Annotated in this window: 24 protein-coding genes, 1 tRNA gene and 1 pseudogene; 10 read left to right on the forward strand and 16 right to left on the reverse strand. The window is 68.7% G+C overall.

Annotated elements, in window-relative coordinates; all coding sequences use genetic code 11:
* The 6 genes and pseudogenes from MFF06_RS15405 to MFF06_RS15430 all read right to left on the reverse strand — a co-directional run.
* Positions 1-796, reverse strand: a pseudogene (locus MFF06_RS15405) (O-antigen ligase family protein); the annotation flags it as partial.
* A 46-nt stretch (positions 797-842) separates the two neighbouring features.
* A complete protein-coding gene (locus MFF06_RS15410; protein WP_238205491.1) occupies positions 843-2,984 on the reverse strand; it encodes an exopolysaccharide transport family protein in 2,142 nt (713 codons plus the stop codon).
* Between the two features lie 272 nt (positions 2,985-3,256).
* Positions 3,257-4,207, reverse strand: a complete 951-nt coding sequence (locus MFF06_RS15415; protein ID WP_238205493.1) for a glycosyltransferase family 2 protein — start codon at positions 4,205-4,207, stop codon at positions 3,257-3,259.
* A 95-nt stretch (positions 4,208-4,302) separates the two neighbouring features.
* Positions 4,303-4,512, reverse strand: coding sequence for a hypothetical protein (locus tag MFF06_RS15420; RefSeq protein ID WP_238205495.1), 210 nt, complete (start codon positions 4,510-4,512; stop codon positions 4,303-4,305).
* A gap of 48 nt (positions 4,513-4,560) precedes the next feature.
* Positions 4,561-4,860, reverse strand: coding sequence for a hypothetical protein (locus tag MFF06_RS15425; RefSeq protein WP_238205497.1), 300 nt, complete (start codon positions 4,858-4,860; stop codon positions 4,561-4,563).
* Positions 4,861-5,014: 154 nt separating this feature from the next.
* Positions 5,015-5,242, reverse strand: a complete 228-nt coding sequence (locus MFF06_RS15430; protein ID WP_238205500.1) for a hypothetical protein — start codon at positions 5,240-5,242, stop codon at positions 5,015-5,017.
* Positions 5,243-5,365: 123 nt separating this feature from the next.
* Here MFF06_RS15430 and MFF06_RS15435 point away from each other — a divergent pair, with 123 nt between their 5' ends.
* Together MFF06_RS15435 and MFF06_RS15440 are read left to right on the forward strand one after the other, a co-directional pair.
* A complete protein-coding gene (locus MFF06_RS15435; protein ID WP_238205502.1) occupies positions 5,366-6,379 on the forward strand; it encodes an NAD-dependent epimerase in 1,014 nt (337 codons plus the stop codon).
* Positions 6,380-6,438: 59 nt separating this feature from the next.
* A complete protein-coding gene (locus MFF06_RS15440; protein ID WP_238205504.1) occupies positions 6,439-7,725 on the forward strand; it encodes a nucleotide sugar dehydrogenase in 1,287 nt (428 codons plus the stop codon).
* A gap of 41 nt (positions 7,726-7,766) precedes the next feature.
* Here MFF06_RS15440 and MFF06_RS22685 read toward each other — a convergent pair whose 3' ends face one another.
* Positions 7,767-7,898: a hypothetical protein gene (locus MFF06_RS22685; RefSeq protein WP_283207278.1), complete on the reverse strand. Its 132-nt coding sequence runs from the start codon at positions 7,896-7,898 to the stop codon at positions 7,767-7,769.
* Between the two features lie 203 nt (positions 7,899-8,101).
* Between MFF06_RS22685 and MFF06_RS15445 the strand changes: the two genes are divergently transcribed.
* Positions 8,102-8,467 carry a c-type cytochrome gene (locus tag MFF06_RS15445; protein WP_238205506.1) on the forward strand — a complete coding sequence of 122 codons (366 nt, stop codon included), beginning with the start codon at positions 8,102-8,104 and terminating at the stop codon, positions 8,465-8,467.
* Between the two features lie 76 nt (positions 8,468-8,543).
* Here the strand turns inward: MFF06_RS15445 and MFF06_RS15450 are convergent, their stop codons facing one another.
* The 3 genes from MFF06_RS15450 to MFF06_RS15460 form a co-directional block, all read right to left on the reverse strand.
* On the reverse strand, positions 8,544-9,047 hold the full coding sequence (locus tag MFF06_RS15450; RefSeq protein WP_238205508.1) for a MarR family winged helix-turn-helix transcriptional regulator: 504 nt from the start codon (positions 9,045-9,047) through the stop codon (positions 8,544-8,546).
* Between the two features lie 464 nt (positions 9,048-9,511).
* A complete protein-coding gene (locus MFF06_RS15455) occupies positions 9,512-10,465 on the reverse strand; it encodes a site-specific tyrosine recombinase XerD (RefSeq protein WP_238205838.1) in 954 nt (317 codons plus the stop codon).
* Between the two features lie 47 nt (positions 10,466-10,512).
* Complete coding sequence (locus MFF06_RS15460) at positions 10,513-10,662, reverse strand: histidine kinase (protein WP_238205510.1); 150 nt, start codon at positions 10,660-10,662, stop codon at positions 10,513-10,515.
* A 360-nt stretch (positions 10,663-11,022) separates the two neighbouring features.
* Here MFF06_RS15460 and MFF06_RS15465 point away from each other — a divergent pair, with 360 nt between their 5' ends.
* The 3 genes from MFF06_RS15465 to MFF06_RS15475 all read left to right on the forward strand — a co-directional run bounded on the left by MFF06_RS15465 (position 11,023) and on the right by MFF06_RS15475 (position 12,902).
* Positions 11,023-11,616 carry a shikimate kinase gene (locus MFF06_RS15465; protein ID WP_238205512.1) on the forward strand — a complete coding sequence of 198 codons (594 nt, stop codon included), beginning with the start codon at positions 11,023-11,025 and terminating at the stop codon, positions 11,614-11,616.
* Between the two features lie 8 nt (positions 11,617-11,624).
* Entirely contained in the window at positions 11,625-12,746 is a 1,122-nt protein-coding gene (gene aroB, locus MFF06_RS15470) for a 3-dehydroquinate synthase (protein WP_238205514.1), read from the forward strand.
* A gap of 81 nt (positions 12,747-12,827) precedes the next feature.
* Positions 12,828-12,902: transfer RNA gene (locus MFF06_RS15475), tRNA-Thr, on the forward strand.
* Between the two features lie 459 nt (positions 12,903-13,361).
* Here the strand turns inward: MFF06_RS15475 and MFF06_RS15480 are convergent.
* The 3 genes from MFF06_RS15480 to fliI form a co-directional block, all read right to left on the reverse strand.
* Positions 13,362-14,429: a lysylphosphatidylglycerol synthase domain-containing protein gene (locus MFF06_RS15480; RefSeq protein WP_238205517.1), complete on the reverse strand. Its 1,068-nt coding sequence runs from the start codon at positions 14,427-14,429 to the stop codon at positions 13,362-13,364.
* A gap of 200 nt (positions 14,430-14,629) precedes the next feature.
* Complete coding sequence (gene fliJ, locus MFF06_RS15485) at positions 14,630-15,037, reverse strand: flagellar export protein FliJ (RefSeq protein ID WP_238205519.1); 408 nt, start codon at positions 15,035-15,037, stop codon at positions 14,630-14,632.
* A gap of 59 nt (positions 15,038-15,096) precedes the next feature.
* The gene (gene fliI / locus MFF06_RS15490) at positions 15,097-16,485 is read right to left on the reverse strand and encodes a flagellar protein export ATPase FliI (RefSeq protein ID WP_370876494.1); all 1,389 of its coding nucleotides are present in this window, start codon (positions 16,483-16,485) and stop codon (positions 15,097-15,099) included.
* 386 nt (positions 16,486-16,871) lie between these two features.
* Between fliI and ctrA the strand changes: the two genes are divergently transcribed.
* The 3 genes from ctrA (at position 16,872) to MFF06_RS15505 (ending at position 20,801) form a co-directional block, all read left to right on the forward strand.
* Positions 16,872-17,573: a response regulator transcription factor CtrA gene (ctrA, locus tag MFF06_RS15495; protein WP_238205523.1), complete on the forward strand. Its 702-nt coding sequence runs from the start codon at positions 16,872-16,874 to the stop codon at positions 17,571-17,573.
* Between the two features lie 930 nt (positions 17,574-18,503).
* Positions 18,504-19,388, forward strand: a complete 885-nt coding sequence (locus MFF06_RS15500) for an outer membrane protein (RefSeq protein ID WP_238205525.1) — start codon at positions 18,504-18,506, stop codon at positions 19,386-19,388.
* Between the two features lie 507 nt (positions 19,389-19,895).
* On the forward strand, positions 19,896-20,801 hold the full coding sequence (locus tag MFF06_RS15505; protein ID WP_238205527.1) for an outer membrane protein: 906 nt from the start codon (positions 19,896-19,898) through the stop codon (positions 20,799-20,801).
* 286 nt (positions 20,802-21,087) lie between these two features.
* Here the strand turns inward: MFF06_RS15505 and MFF06_RS15510 are convergent, their stop codons facing one another.
* On the reverse strand, positions 21,088-21,858 hold the full coding sequence (locus MFF06_RS15510) for a trypsin-like serine protease (protein WP_238205528.1): 771 nt from the start codon (positions 21,856-21,858) through the stop codon (positions 21,088-21,090).
* Positions 21,859-22,098: 240 nt separating this feature from the next.
* Positions 22,099-23,493 (reverse strand): cysteine--tRNA ligase, encoded by a 1,395-nt coding sequence (cysS, locus tag MFF06_RS15515; protein ID WP_238205530.1) that lies wholly within the window; start codon positions 23,491-23,493, stop codon positions 22,099-22,101.
* Positions 23,494-23,802: 309 nt separating this feature from the next.
* Between cysS and MFF06_RS15520 the strand changes: the two genes are divergently transcribed.
* On the forward strand, positions 23,803-24,150 hold the full coding sequence (locus MFF06_RS15520; RefSeq protein WP_238205532.1) for a hypothetical protein: 348 nt from the start codon (positions 23,803-23,805) through the stop codon (positions 24,148-24,150).
* A gap of 91 nt (positions 24,151-24,241) precedes the next feature.
* Here the strand turns inward: MFF06_RS15520 and MFF06_RS15525 are convergent, their stop codons facing one another.
* On the reverse strand, positions 24,242-24,757 hold the full coding sequence (locus MFF06_RS15525; protein WP_238205534.1) for a CreA family protein: 516 nt from the start codon (positions 24,755-24,757) through the stop codon (positions 24,242-24,244).
* Between the last annotated feature and the right edge of the window lie 82 nt (positions 24,758-24,839).

Below are 24,839 nucleotides of genomic sequence, written 5' to 3' on the forward strand. Positions count from 1 at the left end.
CGCCGAGGACGGCCACGGCGAGGGCCGCGGCCGGACCGAGGCGGCGCAGGACGAGGATACCCGGCAGCATCAGCGCCCCGAGCACCGCCAGCATGATCGAGGTCTTGCTTTTCGTGAGGATCAGAAAGCCGAAGGCCGCCGCCGTGAAGGCGAGGCCGACCATCATCCGCCCCGGCCGCAGCCTGTCGAGGGTCCAGCCGAGGCCGACCACGACCGCGATCATCGCCACGAGCCCTGCAACGTTCTTCTGCGAGTGGTAGCCACGGACGCCGATATCGGTGAAGGCGAAGCCGGGATTGAGCACCGTCACCGCGAGGTCGGCGGCGATCACCACCGCCAGCAGGCCGACCGACAGGGCGAGGACCCGGCGCAGGGGGCCGATCCCCGCCGCGATGGCCAGCGCGATGAGAGTGATGAACACCATTACCATCACCCGGCGCAGGGCGATGTCCGGGAAGGCGGCCCAGGTCACGCTGGCGCAGAACCACCCCATCACCAGCCAGAGCGGCCAGGCCCGGGTTACGAGGGACAGTACCGCCCGGCGGCGGCGCAGGATCTCGATGAGGGCGACGCCGGTCATTCCGAGAACGGCGAACCGCTCGGTGGCGTTGCCGTCGCCCGAGGTAATGGCGCTCGCGTCGTTCATCGGCATCACGCCGATGTACATGTAGGCGAAGAACGCGAGGGTCAGCGCGACGGGCATCCAGCGCAGGAACCAGACCTCCCGGCGCGGGCGCGGGATGCCGGAGGTCTTCTCCGCGAGGGTCTGCTGGAGCCGGTGGACGGCGACGCTCACCGGCGTTCCGCCCAGCCGGCTGCCGTCCCGGTCGAAGATGACGGGGTCACGCGAGGGCTTCCTTGTCGGAGGCGAGGGCGAAGCGCTGCGGCAGGGGGCGCGCCCGCGCCGGGGCTGAAACGATGGGGTCCGCCCCGTTCACGACGAACAGCGCCCCGGCGATCTTGTCCGAACTCGACAGGAGCGCGGCGCGCAACTCCTCGATGCGATCCGAGGTGGCGACACCGCTCTCTGCCACGAGGACGATGGCGGTGGCCGTCGAGGCGGCGCGCCGCAGGCGCGTCTCGTCCTCGCCCGCGCCGCCGTCGATGACGACGCAATCGTAGCCCTCGTCCCGGTCTCCGGCGGTCTCCGTCGGCGGGCGCTCACTCACCGTGGTGGCGCAGAAAGGCGGGTAGCCCTCCACCGTGCAAGACACGACGCCGGCATGGCGGTCGCGCGGGATCATCCAAGTGAGGCGGCCGGAGCGGGTATCGCCGTCCACGAGGAGGGCGCGGCGTCCCCGCGCCGCCTGGGCCAGCACGAGGTTCTGGGCGATGATGGTGGAGAGTGGCCCGTCCGACGCGGCGACGACGAGCAGGCGCACCTGCCCGTGCTCGGCGGCCTCGTCGAGGTAGTCGGCGAGCCGGGTCAGGATCCGCGCCGAGGAGGAGGTGCGGGCGCCTGCCAGCACCGGCACGGCCTCGGTGGTCTCGCGCAGTCCCTTGCGCGGCAGCGGCAGGACGCCGAGCACCGGGATCCCGGTGCGGGCGGTCAGGCGCTCGGCCGAGTGGAGGCGGCCGCCCCGGCGGTCGTACAGCGTCGAGCCGCCGCCGACGACGATCAGACCGAGCAGGCCCGCCGCCGCCAGGATCATCGCCGGCTGGAGATCGATGGGCTGCGTATCCGGCTTCGAGGGGCTGACGAGGGCGACGTTGGAGGTGACGACGCTTTCCTGCTCCAGGAGCTCGCGCTCGCGGCCCAGGGTCTTCTCGTAGACGGAGCGCTGGGCCAGGGCCTCGCGTTCAAGCTGGCGGAGGGTCACGAGCGCCGTGTTCGTCTTGATGGTCTCGGCCTCGGTGCGGGCGATGTCCTTCTGGAGCGATTGCTCGCGGGTCTGCGCCGCCACGAGGTCGCTGCGGAGGGAGGACCGGATGCGGTTCGACTCGCGGGTGACGGCGGCGCGCAGGCTCTTCACCTGCGCGTCGAGTTCGAGGGCGGCCGGGTGGCGCGGTCCGAGTGTGGCGCGCAGGTTGTCCTGCTGGCGCAGGATCTCGGCGAGGTTCAGCCGGAGCTGGGACAGCATCGTCGAGTCGATCGGGTCGGGGGCGCCGGGTTCCGGGGCGCTCGCGCCCTGCCCGTCGAGAGCGGCGACCCGCGCCGCCAGCGTGCGCGTCTGGGCGCGGGCGGCGAGCAGCTGCGAATTCAGTTCGCTCAGGCGGGCGGTGTTCAGCACCTTCCCGTCCGAATCCACGACTCCGATCTCGCGCTTGTACTGTTCCACCGTCTGCTCGGCGGCGATCACGCGCTCGCTCTGGCCCTTCAGGGTGGCGCTCATCGCCTCGCGGGCCTTGGCGACGACGTCGCGGCGGCGGCGCTCGATATCGTCCACGAAGGCGTGGCCGATGGTCGTGGCGATGCGGGCCGCCTTGGCGGGGTCGTCGGCCTTCACCGTCAGATTGACGACGAAGCTCTTGCCGTCGCGCTGGACGGTGGTCTGCTTGCCCAGCACCGCCGTCGCCACGTCGACGGGATCGAGCGTCGGGCCGCTGCCCAGGCCAAGCATCTCCTTGATGCGCGAGGCGAGGCCGCGCTTCACGCCGAAGGCGGGATCGGCATCGAGGTGGAGGGCGACCACCACTTCCCGCAGGACGGTGTCGAAGTGGAGGAAGCGGGTCTGCGTCTCGATCACCGCGTCGTTCACGTCGGAGGACGGCGGCTGCGGCACGATCTCGTTGCTGACGACGTTCAGGCCCCGCGGGTCGAGGAGGATCTGGGCGGCGCCCACATAGGTTGGCGTGCGCGTGGCGACCACAGGCACCGCGACGGCGACGGCTGCGACGACGGCCATCAGGATCAAGACCCAGTGGCGGCGCAGGGAGGCCAGCGCCTCCCGGATCTCCAGGCGGAAGGCGTCCCACTCGTCGTGTTCGGCGCGCTGGAACTCCGAACCGCCCCGGCTCCGGTTGTCGCGTTCGACCAACTGCATCGATCGGCTGTCCCCGATAACCTCAGGTTCCGCGCCGGCCCGGAGGCCGGGGGCCGGGTGATCCCGGCGTAACACTCCGCGGTCGGCACGCGTCGGAACGCTCTCGTGCCGTAACGCGCCGCCGGTTGCGGAGGGTTAAAGTCTATCCCGGCGGGCGTTCTTTAATGCTATCCAGCGTTAATATTGTGTCGGCGATCAGGATCATCCGCGCAACCGCGGCCGGAGAGCGAGACAGCACTGAGTTCGCGTCGAACCGACTGGCGAACACGGTCTCAGGTCGAGCGGATGTGGGTCGCCTCGGCCCTGTAGAGGGGATAGAGGCTTCGCCAGCACAGCTTGCCGGCGATGCCCGCGACGCGGATCGCGATGCTGCGGGCGGGCGCCTCCCGCCGCAGCATCGCCAGCGCGGTGAGGGGCAGCAGGCCGATCTGGACCAGGGCTTTCGCCGCCATCATCGCGCCCTCCCACCGGGGTGAGGCACTGGTGCGGATCAGGGCGGCGGCGTAGGCTTGGCCGCCGGCGAAGTGGCGGCGGACGAGGTAGCCGGTGCCGCAGCGGTGCCGGGGCACGAAATCCGTGGCGCGGGCGGCGGGAAGCCAGCCGAACCGGCGCCCCTCCCGGGCGAGCCGGCAGAGGAGGTGCAGGTCCTCGCCGCCGCATTCCCCGAAATCGGGATTGAAGGGCTCCGGGCCGGGCAGGGCGGTCCGGCGGCGGAAGATGCTGTTTGCGGTGGACAGCACGAAGCCCTGCGCCGCCGGGCGCCTGGGAGCGAACAGGTCGTGACCGGCCGGCGCGTCCGACGCGCGGGTGAACAGCAGGCGGGCGGCGGGGGTGACCGCCTCCGGCGCCTCGAAGCGCGGCGCGATCGGTCCGAAGAACACGTCGTGGGGCAAGCGGGCGAGCCCGTCGAGGATCGCGGCGATCCAGCCCGGCTCGGCCTCCTGGTCGTCGTCGAGGAAGGCGACGGCCTCTCCCCGGCTCTCCCGGACCCCGACGTTGCGGGCGACGGAGATGTTGGCGGGGTGGGCGGTGACGTAGCGCAGGGGCAGGGCCGCTCCGGCGCCGAGGCCCTCGACGACGCTCCGCGCCGAGCCGCCGTCGCTGTTGTCCACCACGACGATCTCCACCGCGTCGCGGGGGGCGTCCTGGGCGAGGAGCGATCCGAGGAGCGCAGCCAGGAGGCCGGGACGCTCATAGGTGCAGATGACGACGCTGAGCCGCATGGTGAGCCCTTCCGCAGCCGAAAGGTGCGGCGGCCGCGGGACGCTCGTAACCGGAAAAACTCACTATTGGGTTGAGATAAGACCGCGCCTTTGCTTCAGCGGCCGGAGCCGCTCCGGTCGGTTTCCAGTTGCTGAAGCAATTCGGCGAGGCGCGGATCGAGCGCTTCGTCGATGACGGGATCGTACATCGCGCGCAACTCCTGCCCCAGCCTCCGCCGGGCGAGGTCGTCCAGGGCGGGCGCTTCGGCGGGGATCGGGAAGGTGCGCAGGGCGACGACCGGGGCGCGGCGTTCGGAATTGTGCATCGCGGCTCTGTCGGGATCCGGCGTCTCGGGAGGGGATACGTGTGTCACTCAGGCGTCATCGTCCACGGCGAAGACCTCTCCCACCTCCGCCAGCCGCGCGTCGGCCCTGTCTTGGCGCAGGTCGGTGGACGAAGTCCGCCCGGCTTGGCGAGCCAACGCGGCCCGCCAGTCCGGCGGGATCGGCCGATCGTCGGCCACCGTCAACTCGACGGCTTGACACACCACCTCCCAGGGCGCGTCCCCGAGGGCGGCGAGGTCCGGCCCGAAACCGAGTTCCGTGGCACGGTCGCGGGCGGCGGCGAGCCAGTGCGGCGGGAGCGACGCCGTGGCGCCCAGGGGATCGGACATCGCGCATGTCTCCGTGATTCGGTCGATGCACAACTTGAAAATGTAGGCTGCCCCGGTCGCAGGGGGCAGGGGCCACGTCGAGCGAAATCAACGAACGGCGCCCGCAAAGGTTCGACTCGCGCAACCGTGATCGCCCGGTCGGCGCTGGATCGCCTCAGGGCGCGAGGTGGCGGAGCATCAACCAGAGGATGCCACACCAGACGAGGGCGGAGGCCGCGACGGCGACCCCCCTCACCACCAGCGTGTCGAGGCGATCCCGCGGGGGCGGCGCGGGCGTCTCTCCGCGGCGCAGGTCGCCAGGCGTCGACGCGAAGGACCGGGCCGCCGGATCGCGAAGCAGGCGGGTCAGGGAGTCGGGCAGGGGGTTGGGCTGCGTGGCCACAGGCCGAGGCTACAACTTGCGGTAACGATCCGTCCACGGGACCGCGGCTCCGCCTTTGAAGGACCCGGCGCGCCCGTGCTACGTCGCTCGGATCCAGGGACAGACAGGCACGATCCGGCCCCGATGACCGCTCCCCGCATCCTCGTCACGGGCGCCGCCGGTTTCATCGGCTTCCACGTCGCGCAGCGGTTGTTGCGCGAGGGACGCGCGGTGACCGGGCTGGACAACGTCAACGCCTATTACGACCCGGCCCTGAAGGAGGCGCGGCTCGCGCAGCTCGGCGGTCCCGGCTACGCCTTCCATCGCATCGACCTCTGCGACGGTCCGGCCCTCGACGCGGTGTTCCGGGAGGGCCGGTTCGCCTGCGTCGTCCACCTCGCGGCCCAGGCGGGCGTGCGCTACTCGATCACCGATCCGCAGGCCTACGCCGCGAGCAACCTCACGGGCTTCCTCCACGTCCTTGAAGGCTGCCGCCGCCACGGCGTCGGGCACCTGATCTATGCCTCGTCGAGCTCGGTCTACGGCGCGGTGACGGCCAAGCCCTTCTCGATCCATCAGAACGTCGATCATCCGGTGAGCCTCTACGCGGCCACCAAGAAGGCGAACGAGCTGATGGCCCACAGCTACAGCCACCTCTACCGCCTGCCGACGACGGGCCTGCGATTCTTCACGGTCTACGGCCCCTGGGGGCGGCCCGATATGGCCCTGTGGCTCTTCACCCGCGCCATCCTGGCGGGTGAGCCGATCGACGTCTTCAACGGCGGACGGATGCGGCGGGACTTCACCTACGTGGACGACGTGGTGGAGGCGATCGGCCGCCTGATCGACCGTCCGGCGGCGGCGGATCCGGCTTGGAGCGGCGATGCGCCGGACCCCGGCACCAGCAGCGCGCCGTACCGCCTCTACAACATCGGCAATTCCGAGCCCGTGGAACTGACGGAGATGGTCGCGATCCTGGAGGAGAAGCTCGGCCGCAGGGCGGAGAAGAACATCCTGCCGATGCAGCCCGGCGACGTGCCCGAGACTTTCGCCGACGTGGCCGACCTCGCCCGCGATGTCGGCTTCAGCCCGCGCACCTCCCTCGCGGACGGCATCGGACGCTTCGTGGACTGGTACCGGGCCTACCATCGCGCTTGACGGGAGCCCCGGGGCACCGCTCCGGTGGCCCGTCGCGGAAGGCCGGGTGAGGGTGTCGGATGGCGGGTGATCGCAGGATCGCGGTGATCGGGCTCGGCTATGTCGGCCTGCCCGTCGCGGTGGCCTTCGCGCGGGCGGGCTTCGATACGGTGGGCTTCGACATCGATGCTGCCCGGGTCGCCGAGATCGCCGCCGGGCGCGACCGCACGGGAGAGGTCCCACCGGAGGAGCTGACCGGCCTCGCGCGCTTCCGGGCCTGCGACGATCCCGGGTCCCTGCGGGGGCGGGACTTCTTCGTTGTCACCGTGCCGACGCCGATCACGGCGGCGCGCACCCCGGATCTGCGGGCGCTGGAGGCGGCCTCCCGGATCGTCGGCGGCGCCCTGGCACCGGGCGCCGTCGTGGTGTTCGAATCGACCGTCTATCCCGGCGCCACCGAAGAGGTCTGCGTGCCGATCCTCGAAGCGGCCTCCGGGTTGCGGGCGGGGTGCGACTTCGCCTTCGGCTACTCGCCGGAGCGGATCAATCCCGGCGACCGGGCGCACCGCCTCGACACCGTGGTGAAGGTCGTGTCGGCCTGCGATGCGGACAGCCTTGAGGTCGTCGCGCGCACCTACGGTGCTATCGCCGGCGCCGGGGTGCATCGCGCGCCGTCGATCCGCGTGGCCGAGGCCGCGAAGGTGATCGAGAACGTCCAGCGGGACGTGAATATCGCCCTGATGAACGAGTTCGCGCTGATCTTCGCGAAAATCGGGCTGGATACGGGCGACGTGCTCGCGGCCGCGCGAACCAAGTGGAACTTCCTGCCCTTCCGGCCCGGCCTCGTCGGGGGGCACTGCATCGGCGTCGATCCTTACTACCTCACCCACCGGGCTCAGGAGGCCGGGCACCATCCCGAGCTCGTCCTGGCCGGGCGCCGGATCAACGACGGAATGGCCGACCACGTCGTGGAGACCTGCATCCGCCGCCTCCTCCCCCGGGGCAGATCCCGGCCCACGGTCACCGTGCTCGGCGTGACCTTCAAGGAGGACATCCCGGACATCCGCAACAGCCGCGCCGCCGACATCGTGCGTGCCCTCTCGGCCTACGGCATCGCCGTGCAGGCGGCCGACCCGATGGCCGATGCCGACGCGGTGCGGCACGAACACGGGGTCGCGCTCACGCCGCTCTCCGGGCTCGCCCCCGCCGACGCGGTGATCCTCGCGGTGCCGCACCGGGTCTTCCGCGACGGGGGATGGGGCGCGATCCTGCCGCTGCTCGCCGACGGCCGAGGGGATGTCCTCGACGTCACCGGCCTGCTCGACCGGTCGGCCACGCCCGCCGGCGTGGACCTGTGGCGGCTTTAGGAGGGATCGCAGTCGGAGCGGTCCGGGTCGCGCGCTTCACATTATCGGGAGGTCGGCCGCGGCTGGTTGGTCGCCGGCGGCAGGGAATTGGGACTGTAGAAGACGATCAGCAGGCTCCCCAGGACCGAGAGTCCGAGGGCGAAGCTGAAGAGGAGAAACAACCAGCGTGGCATGGATTCGTCCTATCACGGAAGGCGCGACCATGCCCTGGCGCATTGCCGCGCGCTGCTTTCCGTCAAGTGGTTCGATGGAAAAAGAAACCGGGAGACGCAATGATGCGTTTGTTGCGCAGCTTGGCGTAATCAGCTTAGACCTGTTCTAGTGCGCAGGTTTGAACGCCGGCGCGCCGGCTCACGCCGCAACTAGGAGGAAATTCATGCGTCAACTCGTTCTCGGCGCTCTCTTCGCCGCTTTGATTCCCCTGTCGGCTCACGCCCAGGATGCCGGCGACGCGGCTGCCGGTGAGAAGGCGTTCGCCCCGTGCAAGGCCTGCCACAACTTCCAGAAGAACGGCGTCGGGCCGGATCTGAAGGGCGTCGTCGGCCGCAAGGCGGGAACCTACGAGGGCTACAGCTACTCCGCCGCCCTCAAGAACTCGGGCATCACCTGGGACGAGGCCAATCTGCATGAGTGGCTGAAGAACCCGAAGACGAAGGTGCCCGGCACGAAGATGATCTTCCAGGGCTACACGGACGACAAGAAGATCAACGACGTGATCGCCTACCTCAAGACCCAGTCCTAAGGACCGGACCCGTGCCCGGTCGCGACCGGGCACACCCTTCCGCGCCGGGCTCCCTCGGGGTCCGGCGCGAGACCATTCAGACCGCGCTCTTGTCCCGCAGGCTCTGCCGCATCGTAACGAGGTCGTCGAGGACGGTCTTGCGCTTCTCGGGATCGAGCCCGGTCATCCCGCCCGCCTCGTCGGGGATGCAGGACAGGACGCCGCGCAGCGCCTCGCCCCCCTCCGTCAGGAAGATGCTCACCTGCCGCTCGTCCGGCCGGTCCCGCGCCCGGCGCACCCGCCCCGAGGCTTCCAGACGCTTGAGCAGCGGGGTCAGCGTTCCCGAATCGAGGAACAGCCGCTCGCCGATCTCCTTCACGGTGAGCCCGTCCTCCTCCCACAGAACCATCAGCACGAGGTACTGCGGGTAGGTCAGCTCGTAGCGCCCGAGCAGGCTGCGATAGGCCCGGCCGAAGGCGTGGGCCGCCGCGTATACGGCGAAGCAGAGCTGGTTGTCGAGCCGCTGTGACTCGGCGAGGGCGCCGGCCGTCTCCGGGGCCGCCGTCGCGGCGGACTCGACCGACGAAGCGCCTGTGCGCAATGGGGAAGCCCCCGACATTTCAGTCATCCTCTCGAACCTGCCGGGCCGACCGTCGCACCCGCCCGTCGGCGTCCGCCCGCCCCCGTCATCGCCGTGCGATCCGGGGTGACCTGGGCCGCCGCCTCGTCTTCCATCCGCCGAACGCCGCGCTCGCGTCGATGGGCCGAAATCCGTCAACCGCCCGTCCAGCCCGACGTTTTAATCCCCCGCGGCCATCCTTAGACACTAAGCGGGTGGCGTACAATGAATACAACTGATGCACTGCCCGGAACCCATCGCGGACTAAGGTTCGCCCTGGGACCACGCGGTGCGACCGAGACTTCGGGTGAAAGGCCGGGCGGACCGGCCCGGAGAACACGCTCGTGCCGTGACACGCTCACTCCGTTCATGCGTGTCTGCACTAGCTGATTGTTTTTGCATCAATTTTTCCAGTCTCGGCTGACGCCTCCGACTGGATCGATTCACTAGGTCGTCTCTCCCGGCCGGTCCATCAACGGATGCAGGTCTCGGACCATCGCCTTCAGCCGGTCGTCCAGAACGTGTGTATAAATCTGCGTCGTCGAAATGTCGGCGTGGCCGAGCAACTCCTGCACGATGCGCAGATCGGCGCCGTTGTGGAGCAGGTGGCTCGCGAAGGCGTGGCGCAGCACGTGCGGGCTCACCTTGTCGGCGCGCAGGCCCGCCGCCGTGGCCGCATCCTTGAGGTCGCGGGCGAAGGCTTGGCGGGTGATGTGCCCGCTCTCGCTGTCGGCCGGGAACAGCCACGGGCTGTCCTCGGGCACGGACGGCAGATGCGCGACCATCGCCGCGCAGGCCGCCTCGGTGAGGGGGATGAGCCGCTCGCGGCCGCCCTTGCCCTTCACCAGGAGGACGCGGGCGCCGGAACTGGCGGCCGAGCGGGGAAGGGCGACGAGTTCGGAAACACGAAGCCCGGTCGCGTAGAGGAGTTCGAGGAGGCAGGCCATCCGGCGGGCGCGCCGGACGGGACCCGTCGCATGGTCGGCACGGGTCGTCGCGTCCTGCGCCGGGTTCGGGGCTGAGGTCTGAACCGAGTTCTGGGCCCCGTCGTCGGCCAAACTGTGGGCCCTGGCAAGGAGCCGGTCCACCTCGGCGATCGAGAGCACCTTCGGCAAGGGGCGGCCCCGGCGCGGACCGGAGACGGGTGCGCCCGGATCGGCCTTCGCCACGCCCTCGGCATACAGGAATTTGTGGAAACCCCGGATGCAGGAGAGCCGCCGCGCGGCGGTGGCCGGCGCGAAGCCCCGCGTCTCCAGTTCGGCGACGAAGCCGCGCAGGGCCTTGGTATCGGCATCCTCCAGGGCAATGCCCCGTCCATGGAGATAGGCGAGATAGTCCGTGAGATCGCGGCGATAGGCATCGAGGGTGTTGGCCCCCGCGCCCCGCTCGGCGGCCAGCATGTCGAGGTAGTCGCCGACCTCCGGCGCAAGCGTGAGGGCGGTGCCGCTCACTTGCCCGGCTGGAGCTTGGAGGCGGGGATCGAGACGGTCATCTCCCGCGGGGTCGGCGTGACGAAGGTCGCCAGCGCGAACATCGCCGCGAAGCCGAGACCCGCCAGGATCGCGATGGTGGCGAAGAAACGAAAAAGGGTCGGCACGTGGTCGATCCTCGGGTGGACGGCACTGAAGGGAAGCCGGCGTTGCGGCCGGCCCGGGCCGCGACGCACAGCCGGTTTGCACCACGCGATGAAGGCGCTGACAAGGCCGGCGGAGCCACAGCGGGCGGGGGATCGCCGCGTTTCACGGGACGCGCATTTCGCGCTAAGAGCCGGAGCATTGGCGGGGGATGGCGCCCCCCTTCGCGGCGGCGCCGGAACCGGCGTCCGCTGCCCGGGGCTTTCCACGATGCGGGGATCGTGGAACAGCCTTCGGGCGAGGGGGCGCATCCCGTCCCGCCCGGCCGGACGCGGTGGCCGGGGGATCACTCTTGTGTTGTGTTGGTGTGTGTGTCGGACTCGATGGATGGCGGACAGGGCAGCGAGCCCATCGAAGCGCGGCTGAGGCGGGTCCTCGGGCTCCGCTCGATCGTGCTCGTCGGTTTGATGGGCGCGGGCAAGAGCACCGTGGGGCGGCGTCTCGCGACGCGCCTCGGCCTGCTGTTCAAGGACGCCGACAACGAGATCGAGGCCGCTGCCGGCCTCACCATCCCCGATATCTTCGCCATCTACGGTGAGCCGAGTTTTCGCGACGGCGAGGAGCGGGTCATCACCCGTTTGCTGCGGGCCGGGCCCCTGGTCCTGGCGACGGGCGGCGGCGCCTATCTTCGGCCCGCGACGCGCGAGCACATCCGCGAGCGGGGCATCTCGGTCTGGCTGAAGGCAGACCTCGACGTGCTGATGCGCCGGGTTCGCAAGCGGGGGAACCGCCCCCTCCTGCAGACCGAGGATCCCGAGGCGACGATGCGCGCCCTGATGGAGGTCCGCCACCCCGTCTACGCGGAGGCCGACATCGTCGTCATGTCCCGTGACGTCTCGCAGGATCGGGTCGTGGAGGACGTCATGGAGGCCCTCGTCTCCTTCCTCGAACCGCCGCCTGCCCTGGCGGCCCAGTGAGCGCGATCGTGGCGACCGACCCCCTTTCCGTGCATGTCGATCTCGACGGCGGGCGCGACTACGACATCCTGATCGGCCGCGGCCTCGTCGCCTCCGCCGGGCCGCGCATCGCAGCCCTCGGGGCTCGGGCGGCGGGCATCGTCACCGACACGAACGTCGCCCCGCTCTATGCCGAGGCCCTGCGGACGAGCCTGGAGGGGGCGGGCCTGCGCGCCGGAATCGTCACAGTACCGCCGGGGGAGGCCTCGAAATCCTACGGGCGCTTCGCGGAGGTCTGCGACGGCCTCCTCGCCCTGAAGATCGAGCGCAACGACGTGGTCGTCGCCCTGGGCGGCGGCGTGGTGGGGGACCTCGCCGGCTTCGCCGCCGCGAGCCTTCGCCGGGGCGTGCGCTTCGTCCAGGTGCCGACGAGCCTCCTCGCGCAGGTGGATTCCTCGGTCGGCGGCAAGACCGGCATCAATTCGCCCCTCGGCAAGAACCTGATCGGCGCCTTCCATCAGCCCCGGCTCGTGCTGGCCGACACCGCGAGCCTCGACACGCTCTCGGAGCGGGAGATGCGCGCCGGCTACGCGGAGGTCGCAAAGTACGGGCTGATCGGCGACGAGGCGTTCTTCGCGTGGTGCGAGGCCCATTGGCAAGGCATCTTCTCCGGCGGGCCGGAGCGGGACGAGGCGGTCGCCGCCTGCTGCCGGGCCAAGGCCGGCGTCGTCACCCGCGACGAGCGCGAGGACGGCGAGCGCGCCCTGCTCAACCTGGGCCACACCTTCGGCCATGCCCTGGAGCGGATCACGGGGTACGACTCCGCGCGGCTGGTCCACGGCGAGGGCGTGGCCATCGGCTTGGCCCTTGCCTTCCGCTTCTCGGCCCGCCTCGGTCTGTGCGGCGGCCAGGATGCGGGGCGCGTCGCCAACCATCTCGCCCTCGCCGGCCTGCCGACCCGCCTGCAACAGGTGCCGGGCGGCGCGGGCGACGCCGACAGCCTGCTCGACGCCATGGCGCAGGACAAGAAGGTCCGCGACGGCGCGCTGACCTTCATCCTCGCCCGGGGGATCGGCCAGAGCTTCATCGCGCCCGGCATCGACCGGGCCGCGGTCAAAGCCTTTCTCGACGACGAACTGGCGGCGGGCTGAAAGGCCGGAGCGGTCTTGCTTTGGCCGGGGCGGACGGCTAAGAGCGTCCGGCGCTCAGGGCCGTCACGGCCCGGAGCGGTTGCCGGTGTAGCTCAGTGGTAGAGCAGCGCTTTCGTAAAGCGAAGGTCGGGGGTTCAAATCCCTCCTCCGGCACCACTTCCCGATCCGCTCGGCGTGCCCCGGATCGACTCCAGCGTTTTCATTTAGCGAGCGGATAGGGTTTGCCGGTGTCGGCATGCCACCACCGCGACGTTGCCCACATTCCGATCATCGTCGGCCGGTTCGTTGCCGCGAGCGCAGCCGAGCAGGGCGATGCTGGCTGCGCGTCTCACGCGCCTGTCCTGCGATGCGTGAGGTGCTTCCTCTGCGCCGTCTTCACGAGCGTCGCGAAGCAACCCGTGGCAGCGAGCCGTTCTTGGGCGCTTGAGACTGCCTCGCATGCTTGGCTGCGCCGGCCAAACCGGAACGGCCCGTCGGCTGTCCGGCCTGGAAATTTGATGGCGCCGACCGGAACGGCAACGCCGCCGCCCGCGCGGGTGAGGGGGCGTCCGACGCTCTCCCCCGCCCTCGCGGTCAGCGACCGACGCGCACGCTAATCGCGTGCCCGGCCGTCGCTCAGAGGGCCTTTTGCTTCAATTCCCGCTCCAACTCGTGCGGGTCGAGTCCGGGGACCCGGACCGGTGACTCGGGCACCGAAGCCGGGGGCCGGGGATGGGCAGCTGTGCCGATGGCGGAGGCGAGGCGTGCCCTCTCGAAGACCACGACGACGACGATGGAGACCAGGGCCGGGAGCCAGAAATAGAAGATGCGGAACACGATCACCGCCGCGATGATCGCGTCCTTCTGGGCCGCGTCCGCGATGTTCATGGCGGTGATGAACACGATCTCGAACACGCCGAGGCCGCCCGGCGCGTGCGACGCCAGCGCCACCGAGAACGAAGCCAGGAAGATCGCCAGCACCGGGATGAAGCCGGGGTTCATCGCGTCCGGCAGGGCAAAGTAGATGATGCCGGCGGCGCCGAGCAATTCCAGCGGCGCCGCCGCCAGCTGCCGCAGCATGATGCCGGGCCGGGGATATTCCAGCTTGAACTTGCGGATATGGAGCGGCCGCAGCTTCAGGACGGAGCCCGCCACGTAAAGCGCGACGAAGCCGAGCATGCCGGCGCCCACGACCAACGCTGTCTTCGGATCCGTGAGGAAGCCCGGCAGCTTTCCGTCGAGCCGGGTCAGCAACTCCGGATCGTAGACGAGGCAGAAGCCCCCGAGGAGCACGGTGCCGAGAAAGAACGTGAACGAGCAGAGGGCCACCAGCACGGCCACCTGGGCCGCCGTGAGCCCCTTGGCGGTGTAGGCCCGGTAGCGCACCAGGGCGCCCGAAAACACCGAGGCGCCGATGTTGTGTGACAGCGCATAGGTGGTGAAGGAGCACAGGGAAACGAACAGCCACGAGATGTGGCGCACGCCCAGGTGCAGCAGCGCGATCCGGTCGTACCAAGCCAGCGCCGCGTAGGCGACGAGCGTGGAGAGGGCGGCCAGCAGGATCCGGTGCGGCGGGATCGCCAGGATCGCTTGGCCGATCGCGTCGATCGAGGTCGTCTTCAGCTCTTGATAGAGGAAGTACCCCGACACAACGACGGCGGCGAGGCCGATCAGGGGCCAGATAAACTCGCTGAGCTTCTTCATTGAGATCGACGCCTCGGGAGAGCCCCCTGATGCGCCAACCGGCGGCGCGCCGCAACCCGGCGTCCGAAGCCGGTCGCGCGACGGCATGTCATTCGATCGTGACAGTTTCGTGCCGAAGGCCGCTGCGGCCTCCGCGGGTCATGGCCGGCCGGGGGGAGGGCGCCTGCGCCGTCCCCCCTTCCGATCCGGCGCGGAGGAAATCAGGCCCGGGCGCGGGCCAGCCCGACGGCGTCCATCGCCGCCTGGTCGCGGGCCGCCTCTGCGGCGCGCTCGGCGCTCCGCTCGCGGTCGTCGAGGATCTCGACCTTCTTCAGTTCCTCGAACGCCTCGCCCAGCTCCGCCTTGGCTTCGGCCAATTGGCCCTCCAGGGCCTGGGCGGACTGGCGCATGTTGTCCCGCCGGGTGGCGGCGGCGCGGGCATAGGTCGGGTAGGCGAAATGCGCAACGTCGGTGATGCCGGCGCGGGCTTCCTCGGTGGCGACCTCACGGTCGAGTTCCGTCGCCATGCGGTTGAAGTCCGCCATCATCATCTCGATCTGCGTCACGCGGCGGCGCTTCTCGTCGACCTGAAAGCGGCGCAGGCGGATCAGCGTGTCACGCGACTTCATGGGGATACGCTCACTCCACGCGGTGCGCGCCGGCGATGGTGACCCGAGGCGCGTCGATCTCAAGCCCCGCCGACAATCTCAGCGAGACGGCTGTAACCATCGCCGATGGACGTTGCTTCTTCCTTACTTTGCCCCAGAAAAGCCTCAAGACTTGGGATGAGCGCGACGGCCTCGTCCACCTCCTGCGACGACCCGGCGCGGTAGGCGCCGAGCCGGATCAGTTCCTCCATGTCGGCATAGGTCGAGAGGATCCGGCGGGCGCGGCGGACGACCGGCAGGTAGGCGGGATCGCAGGAGCGGGGCATCGTCCGCGAGACCGAGCGGAGGACGTTGATCGCCGGATACCGGCCGCGCTCGGCGATGGCCCGCTCCATCACGATGTGGCCGTCGAGGATGCCGCGCACCGCGTCGGCCACCGGCTCGTTGTGGTCGTCTCCCTCGACCAGCACGGTGAACAGGGCCGAGATCGTCCCCGCGCCGGTGCCCGGCCCGGCGCGCTCCAGCAGGCGCGGCAATTCGGAGAAGACGGTGGGGGTGTAGCCCTTGGCCGTCGGCGGCTCTCCGGCGGCGAGGCCGATGTCGCGCTGCGCCATGGCGAAACGGGTGATCGAATCGATCATGCACAGCACCCGTGCCCCCTGATCGCGGAAGTGCTCCGCCACGGACAGGGTGACGTAGGCCGCGTTGCGCCGCATCAGCGCCGGCTCGTCCGAGGTGGCGACCACGACGACCGAACGGGCGAGGCCTGCCGCGCCGAGGTCGTCCTGCAAGAACTCCTGCACCTCGCGCCCGCGCTCGCCCACGAGGCCGATCACCGCCACGTCCGCCGCCGTGTAGCGGGCCAGCATGGAGAGCAGCACCGACTTGCCGACCCCGCTGCCCGCGAAGATTCCCATTCTCTGCCCGGCGCACATGGTGAGAAAGGTGTTGATGCAGCGCACGCCCAGATCGAGGGGCGGGCCGACCCGCTGCCGGGCGTGGGCGGGGGGCGGATCGGCTCGGAGGGGATAGATGGACGGCCCCTGCGGCAGGGGGCCGAGCCCGTCGATCGGTCGCCCGAGGGCGTCGATCACCCGGCCGAGCCACGCGCCCGAGGGGCGGATCGCTCCGGCGGCCTCGTCCCGCACGAAGGCGGGGCAGCCGCGTCGTACCCCTTCGAGGGAGCCGAAGGGCATGGCGAGGGCGCGGTCGCCCTGGAAGCCGATGATCTCGCAAGGGATGGTGCCTTGGCCACCCGCGCCCTCGATGTCGAGGCGCCCGCCGAGCCGCATGGCCGCCACCGGACCGGCGACCTCGACGAGGAGGCCGCGGATCGCCACCACGCGGCCGTAGGTTTGAAGGGACTCGACCTGATCGAGCGCGCTCAAGGCGGCCGCGAGCCGCGTGTCAGACCTTGCTGGGTCGTGTGCCAACGCGCTCGCCCTCAACGGTTCGTTTACCCGCCTCATTAACACTGCGGTCATCGGGCTTGTAGCGGCCCGGAGCCGGATCGTCGGGTGGCCCCGTCCTTCGCGAAGCCGCGAAGGTGTGGCGCCCGAGCCACGACCCGGACCCGGATCGTTTGAGCCGAAGTACTTAGGACAGGTCGCGGGCGAAACCGATGGCGATGGCAAGGACGTTTCGACGTCCGGCCGGCGAGGGCGGGGGTGAAATCTCCGGCCGAGCTGGCGGATCGCTAAAGTAAGCGCTTGCGGGCGGGAATCAGGTTTTGTTAACGATTAACTCATAGCGTTTCACGTCAAGAGCGGTGGGGCGCCTGTCCACAGGCCGGTGGCAGGCTGTCGACGGGGACGTGTGCGCGCACTGATACGGCCGGCGGGGCTGGGGACCGACGATGCGGGTACTTCTGATCGAGGACGATAGCGCCACGGCGCAGAGCATCGAGTTGATGCTGAAGTCCGAGAATTTCAACACGTACACGACCGACTTGGGCGAGGAAGGAATCGACCTCGGCAAGCTCTACGACTACGACATCATTCTCCTCGACCTGAACCTGCCCGACATGTCGGGCTACGAAGTGCTGCGCAACCTGCGCGTCGCGAAGGTGAAGACGCCGATCCTGATCCTCTCGGGTCTCGCCGGCATCGAGGATAAGGTGAAGGGCCTCGGCTTCGGCGCCGACGACTACCTCACCAAGCCCTTCCACAAGGACGAGCTGGTGGCGCGCATCCACGCCATCGTCCGCCGCTCGAAGGGCCACGCGCAGTCGGTCATCACCACGGGCGACCTGATCGTGAACCTCGATCAGAAGACCGTCGAGGTGTCCGGCGCCCGCGTCCATCTCACGGGCAAGGAGTACCAGATGCTGGAACTCCTCAGCCTGCGGAAGGGCACGACGCTGACCAAGGAGATGTTCCTGAACCATCTCTACGGCGGCATGGACGAGCCCGAGCTGAAGATCATCGACGTCTTCATCTGCAAGCTGCGCAAGAAGCTTGCCAATGCGAGCCAGGGCAAGAACTATATCGAGACCGTCTGGGGCCGCGGCTACGTGCTGCGCGAGCCGATGGACGGCGAGGAGCGCATGGCGGTCTGATCCGCCTCACCGTTCCATCTTCCATTCGCGCCCCGCCCGGCCCCGGCCGAGCGGGGTTTTTCGTCGTTCGGGCTCTGGGGCGGGTTCACATTCCAGGCATCGCGCCGGGCAGGGCCACGCCCGTGTCCGAGGGGCAACCGGCGGGAGCGGAGAACGGAAACGCTGCATCGTCGCCGGCGAATCAACGCACCGCTCGATCCCGCACCTGAACGCCGGAGCCGACCGAGTTGGCACGCGCCGTTCCGTCGTTGCGAACGAAGCGAAGCAATCAAAGACAGCGGGATGCTCCGAGCAAAGCGCGTCGCTGGGTTGGTTACACTCGCGCTCGCCATGAGGGCCTGCGCTCCATCGACGAGGGTAGCTGCCCCGATGGGCCGCGACCAGAAAACCCGCCGCGAATCACCCCTGCTCGTACGTCGCGTGATTCGCCGAGCCGTGCGCGATCGCCCGGCGCGCGGCGGCTCCGGGTGGGCGCACAAGGGCTTCTGGAAGTCGGCCCGGGGGAAGGTTTCGCGATGCGGCTGGCCGACGGCCAAGTTGAGCGACCGACGGATGCTGTCGAAGCATTGATTTCGATGGACTGAAGATGCTCGTCTTTTGGACAGTCGAACGAATGTATCATTCAGAAATGTACGGGGTAATCGCTCATATTATAGGCGGTATTTTGGGCAGATATCGCGGAAAAAATCAGTTTTTCAATCACAGTAATAAGTAAAAATCCGCCCTTTCCGAGAGTGAACCCGTGATCGAAAATCGGTTACATATAATAATGTGTTGTACGAGCGTATTGATCTTAGATCGTGTAGCAAAATAGTTGTTGTATAGGGCTATTTATCGACATGATACCGAGGACTTGGGTGATGTCGTAACTGAAATTAACCATTACGCCGCTATAATTCATGGGGTAAGCGATCACGGAGAGTTGTCCCCATGAAGAGGTTCGTCATCCATTCGGTTGCGGCGGTGGCTTTCATCGCCCAGGCCCAGGCCGCAGACTTGCCGGCCAAGTCGCCGCCGGTCGAGGAAGCGGCGCCTGCCGAGCCTTTTTCTTGGACCGGCTACTATCTCGGCTTCAGCGGAGGCTACGGAACGCAACACAACGTTGCAAAGACCAGTCCCGCGGGCGACACCGGGCTGTTCGGTCCCGACGATTTCGCAGCTCTCCGGCTAAACCACACGAAGTTCGACGGCGATGGCTTCGTCGGCGGCGCCCATGCCGGCTACAATTATCAAGCGACGCCGGGCACCGGTATCGTCGTCGGCGTCGAGACCGATGTCGCGCTCGCCGATATCAAGCAGGCGCGTTCCTGGGGATTTTCCAACTCATTGCAGATCAACGGCGGCTTCCTGACCAGCCAGACCAACGTGGCGACGCAGGATAAGCTCGATTTCCTCGGGACCGTGCGGGGGCGCATCGGCTACGCCTTCAACCGCGCCTTCGTCTACGGGACGGGCGGCCTCGCCTACGGTGACACCAGCTACCGCCACGACATCACCTACGTCGCAAATTATGCTCCGCTGAACGGCGCGCCGATGAATGCCTCCGGCCAGTTCGGAGCCCATTCGGGCGGCATGAATGTCGGGGTCGCCTACGGCGGCGGCATCGAATACGCTTTGCCCGTCAACGAGGCGCTGAACCTGGGCTCGTCCAGCGTCGTGACGCTGGCCGGCGAATATCTCCATTACGATCTCGGCGATCGTACGGTGAAGGGCTTCACCGAATCGGGCGGGCGACGTGATCTGGTGAGCAGCACCAAAATCAGCACGGAGGGCGATATCGTCCGCGGTCGCTTGAGCGTGAAGTTCGGTCTGTAGGCGACCGCCGCAGGTTCGCCGGGTCTGACGAACGTCCACCCCGGTGAACGGGCTGCCGAGGCCCGTCAGGCTCTCGGAGATCGTGGGCAGTCCCGCAGAGCCGTCTTGGCGACAGGATGTCGTCGGGGCGGCTTTGTCATGCGACGTTGACCGCCGCGGCGCCGCCGCCGGCTGCTCCTCATCCTGACCGATCCCCGCTGCAGCGATCTCTCTCCCCGAATCCTCGCTGGAAGCGGCTCAGCTCTCGGCCGAAAGAGGCGGAGTGTGCCGAATCTCGGTGCCAAGGATATTGATCATTCCAAAATAGCTTATCACGATGATTGAGATTTGTATTTCTTTAGAGAATTGATGTTAGGCTCGACATTAATGGCGCAAAAAAGGAGCAGAATACGCGGAATAAAACATTGTTGATCGATCCCAATAGATAAATGTTGCATTGATGCAACAACTTCGACGGGGTGTTGCCGGTAAAAGACCTGCGTCAACCTGACCCAAGGGCTTCCAAAGATGCGTCAGTACACTCTCGCGGTCGCAATCGCGGCCGTCACTGCCACGAACGCCTTCGCCGCCGATCTTCCCTACCGGAAGGGTCCGCCGGTCATCGCCCCGGTGATGCCGGCCTTCACGTGGACGGGCGCGTATATCGGCGTGAACGCCGGCTACCTCGACGGGCGCAACAAGGCGATCACCGCCCCGGACGGCGCGAGCACGCCTCTCCTCACGCAGTACCTCGCGTCTCAGTTCACCGTTCTCGGCGCCCAGCGCACGCGCCTGAACGGATCCGGATTCACCGGCGGTGGCCAGCTCGGCTACAACTACCAGATCACGCCCGGCTCCGGTCTGGTCGTCGGCATCGAGGCCGACGCGCAGTATGTCGATGCCAAGCGCAAGCGGCTCTCGTCATACTCGTTCACGCAGCCCAGCGTCGCCATTCCGGGCGGCACCTTCAGCGACACGTTCACCTATAGCCAGAAGGATCAGCTCGACTTCCTGGGTACCGTCCGCGGCCGTATCGGCTATGCGTTCGACCGCGTGCTGATCTTCGGGACCGGCGGTCTCGCCTATGGCAACGTGAACTACCGCGGTCAGTTCACCGATGCCTATAGCTGGAGCAGCGGCATCAGCGGCTACACCAACATCTCGAGCAAGTCGAACAATATCCAGGTCGGCTACGCCTATGGCGGCGGTATCGAATACGCGATCCCGACCGACAGCTTCCTGAACGTCTTCAAGGCCAGCGCCGTGACGGTGAAGGCCGAATACCTCCATTACGACCTCGGCAGCCGCAAGATTGCCGGCGTCTTCTCGACCGGCGGCGACGTGCCCAGCAGCAACAGCTCCTCCGTGACCAAGCTCACGACCAATGGGGACATCTTCCGTGCCGGCCTGAACTACAAGTTCGGCTCTTACTGATCGTCACCAACGATGCCCTCCGCCGCGTCGGCGCGGCGATGGGCTACGGCGGGTCTAAACCGCCGCCGGGGGGGCGCCACCGACGGTCTGGTGATCGTCGCTGGCGCCCCATCTCGTGGCAACGAGGCTTTTACGGGTGCCGGATGCCCCCGCCTCTCCGTTGCCGGGACGTGAAGCCGGGTCCATCGAAAGACGCAGGACCATCGGAGACGCATGAGGTCGCGGCACGGCGCCACCCGGTTCGCGTCGCCGATCCCCGCGTCGTCCGCGAGGCGGGGGCCTCCCGTCAGCGCAGTCCGGCAGCGGAGAACACCTGCGCGGCCGGTGCGACGATGACGTAGCGGCCGCAGGGCGCCGTCTTGGTGAGGACGGCGCTGGCGACACCCCAGACGTAGCTGCCGTTGCGATCGGTCGCGATCACCGGGCCGCCGGAGTCGCCGAAGCAGACTTGGCCCCCATTCACATGGGCGATGGTCAGGCCGGTATTCGTGGCCGCGACCGGCGTCAGCCCCACGGTGCGCAGGCGGCCGACGCCCGTGCGTGAGAGGCCCGCTCCGGCGAAGCGCAACTGCTTCGGCACCCGTCGCGGATCGCTTGCCAGGAGCACCGGCCGCCGGTCGCGGACCGGCTGCGTCAGCTTCAGCACGGCGAGGTCCACCGACAGGTCGGCGAGGCTCACATCCGGCGCCGCATTGGGCAGCATCTCGCCCGGATCGGGGCTGTATCGGGCCAGCACGCGTGCCGCGTAGACGGGGCTTGCCGGGCTCGATCCGTCGAAGAACACCACGAGGGCGCCGAGAGGATCGCCGTTGACGCAATGGGCGGCGGTGAGGACGAGGTCCGGCGCCACCAGAATCCCGGAGCAGCGCGTGAGCTTCAACGCGTCTTCCGGCCGGGTAATCGTGCCGATGGCGACGGTCGCCCGGGCGAGGGCGTCGCGACCGGCCGGGGCGCCGCCATCGATGGCTCGGGCGCCCCAGGGGCCGAAGACCGCCGCCATCGCCGCCGCCGCCGCCGTCACGCGCCACGCCTTGGGGGCGAAACTCAGACCACACACCACGCTTCGACCTCGTTCTCTTGAGCCGCCGCCCGTCGAGGACCCGGCCGTGTCGGCCATCCGGCGCGGGCGGCGAGGATGGGCCCGCCGCGGTCCGCCGCCAAGCGGGACGTTGGGACGCGGGCGATGCGAGGAGTGGATCGATCCGGACGGATGCGCTCCGCTGCCCTGGAGCGCTTCGCCTTCCACGCAAGGATGGAGGCTCGCGCGCCTACTCGGTCGCCTTCGGCTCCCGATGGGTCAGTCGGCGGCGGGCTTCGTCACCGTCCACACGGTCGTGCCGTCCTTGTTGTCCTTCACGGACACGCCCATGGCCGTCAGCGCGTCGCGTGCCCGGTCGGACGCGGCCCAATCCTTGGCGGTCCGCGCATCGCGGCGGGCGGCGATCAGGGCTTCCACCGCCGCGACATCCACGCCGGAGGCCGCGATGCGGGATTGCTCCCGCGCGGTGCGGGTCTGCCCGAGGAAGCCGAACAGGCCGGCTCCCGCGCGCAGGGCCTCCGGCGTCTCCAGCCTGTGCAACTCCGCGAGGGAGGCGGGCGTGTTCAGGTCGTCGAGGAGTGGGGCCAGCACGGCCTCCGGGACCTCGGCGGCCGGGGCCGCATCGCCCGCAGCCGCATACCAGCGCTCGAGCATCCGGCCCGACTCCTCGAGGCCGCGCACGGTCCAGTCGATGGGCTGGCGGTAATGGGTCTTGAGCATGGTGAGGCGCGCGACCTCGCCCGGCCAGTCCTTCAGGACGTCACGGATGGTGATGAAGTTGCCCAGCGACTTCGACATCTTCTCGCCCTCGACGCGGAGAAAGCCGTTGTGCAACCAAAGGTTGGCCATCACCGGCGTGCCGAAGCAGCAGCGCGACTGGGCGACCTCGTTCTCATGGTGGGGAAAGATGAGATCGATCCCGCCCGCATGGATGTCGAAGGTCTGGCCGAGATGCTTGGCAGACATCGCGGAGCACTCGATATGCCAGCCCGGCCGCCCCGGCGCGGCGATGCCGCAGGGCGACGGCCAGGAGGGCTCGCCCGGCTTCGAGGGCTTCCACAGCACGAAGTCGAGGGGGGATCGCTTGTAGGGCGCCACCTCCACGCGGGCGCCCGCCTCCATCTCGTCGAGGGGGCGCTTCGAGAGCTGGCCGTAATCGGGCATGGACGGCACGTCGAACAGCACGTGCCCGTCCGCGACGTAGGCGTGTCCGGCGGCGACGAGACCCTCGATCATGCGGACCATCTCGACGATGTGATCGGTGGCGCGGGGCTCGATGAAGCGGGGCGCCTGCCCGGCGATGTTCACCTCGTCCGGCATCAGCACGCCGAGTTCGCGCACATCCGTGTGGAACTGCGCCAGCGTGCCGTCCGTCAGTTCGCGGATGGTGATGCCGCGCTCGGCCGCACGGGCGTTGATCTTGTCGTCAACGTCCGTGACGTTGCGCGCGTAGGTGACGTGCGCCGGCCCATAGAGGTGTCGCAGCAGGCGGAAGAGCAGGTCGAAGACGATGATCGGCCGGGCATTGCCGATATGGGCGGCGTCGTAAACTGTGGGCCCGCAGGCGTACATGCGGACGTTGCCGGCATCGATCGGCGCCAGGACGTCCTTGGCCCCGGTGAGCGTGTTGTAAAGTCGCAACGTCGGCGCCATCGTGATCACCCCTCCCGGCGTTGGCCCTTGCCGAGGCGAAGCTCCGCCGTGCCGCCTTCCCCAGGCGGGTCTGGCGAACCGGCGACCTCCGCGCGGCGAAAGCATGGCACCCGCCGGACACGCCCGCTCCGGCTGTTGCGCTGCGGCGACTGCCCCGGGCGCCCAATGGGGCTAACCCAAAACAATAAGAAATTCGAGAATCCGGACGGATTGGCGAGGAAGGCTTGGCCGTAAGGCTTCCTTAACCACGCTCCCCGACCGTCCACTCGGCGCTCGTCCGGTCACCCATCCCGTGACAGAGGAAAATCCATGCGACGCACGGTTGTCGGTACCCTCGCCCTCGCGGCCCTCACGTCCCTCGGCTTGGCCGGGCAGGTCTTCGCGGGCGGCGATGGCGAAACGCCTCCGACCGCCGCCGGGCACGTGGAGAAGACCTTCCTCATCCCGTCGAGCGACGGCTACGGTGTCGCCGATTGCCTGACCTCGCCCGGCAGCGAGTGTGGGAAGACCGTCGCGAACGCGTGGTGCGAGGCCCAGGGCTACGCCGCCGCCGGATCGTTCGGAACCGCCGCCGCCGAGGATTACACCGGCGCCATCGACCAGCCGCGGGTGACGAAGCAGGCCGACCGGCCGATCCGCATCACCTGCCAGGACTGAGCGCTCCCGGGCTGCGATCCCGGATCGCACACCCCCGGTTGCCGGGGGCGCATGATCCGGTGACTGCGTGTCGATGCGCGGCCGGAGGGCCTCAGCCCTTCAGGAAGTCGGCGCATTTGGGCGCCGGTTCGGTGCCCCAAGGCGCGAGGGGAACCGCCGAGGTGGAGTTTTTGGGCGAACCCTGGATCACCTTGTCCGAATACACCATGTAGATCAGTGTATTGCGCTTCACGTCGCAGCCGCGGACGATCTGCATCGATTTGAAGATCAGCGAGCGTCGCTCGCTGAACACCACCTCGCCCTGCTTGAACTTGTCCGAGAAGCGGACCGGGCCGGTCTGGCGGCAAGCGAGGGAGATGTCCGAGACATCTTCCGCGAGCCCCAGGGTGCCCTTGATGCCGCCCTTCTCCGGCTGCGTGTACCAGCAGGCGACGCCCGCCACCGCCGGATCGTCCACGCCGTACACGGCGAGCTTGTCGTTCGGTGTCAGCGGACGCCAAACGGTCGATTTGTCGAAGATCCGGTCAGGCTCCTGGGCCTGGGCCGGGACCGCAGCCACGGCGACGAATGCCGCCGCGCCGGCGAGAGTGAGACTCCGAAACCACATGGGTGACCAATTCCCCCGTCCTGTTGATGGCCGGAATGTAGGAGGGGTGACGTCACGGTTCGAGGAGGCGTACAACTTTTGG

It is taken from the genome of Methylobacterium aerolatum (assembly GCF_022179085.1).
Taxonomy (GTDB): domain Bacteria; phylum Pseudomonadota; class Alphaproteobacteria; order Rhizobiales; family Beijerinckiaceae; genus Methylobacterium; species Methylobacterium aerolatum.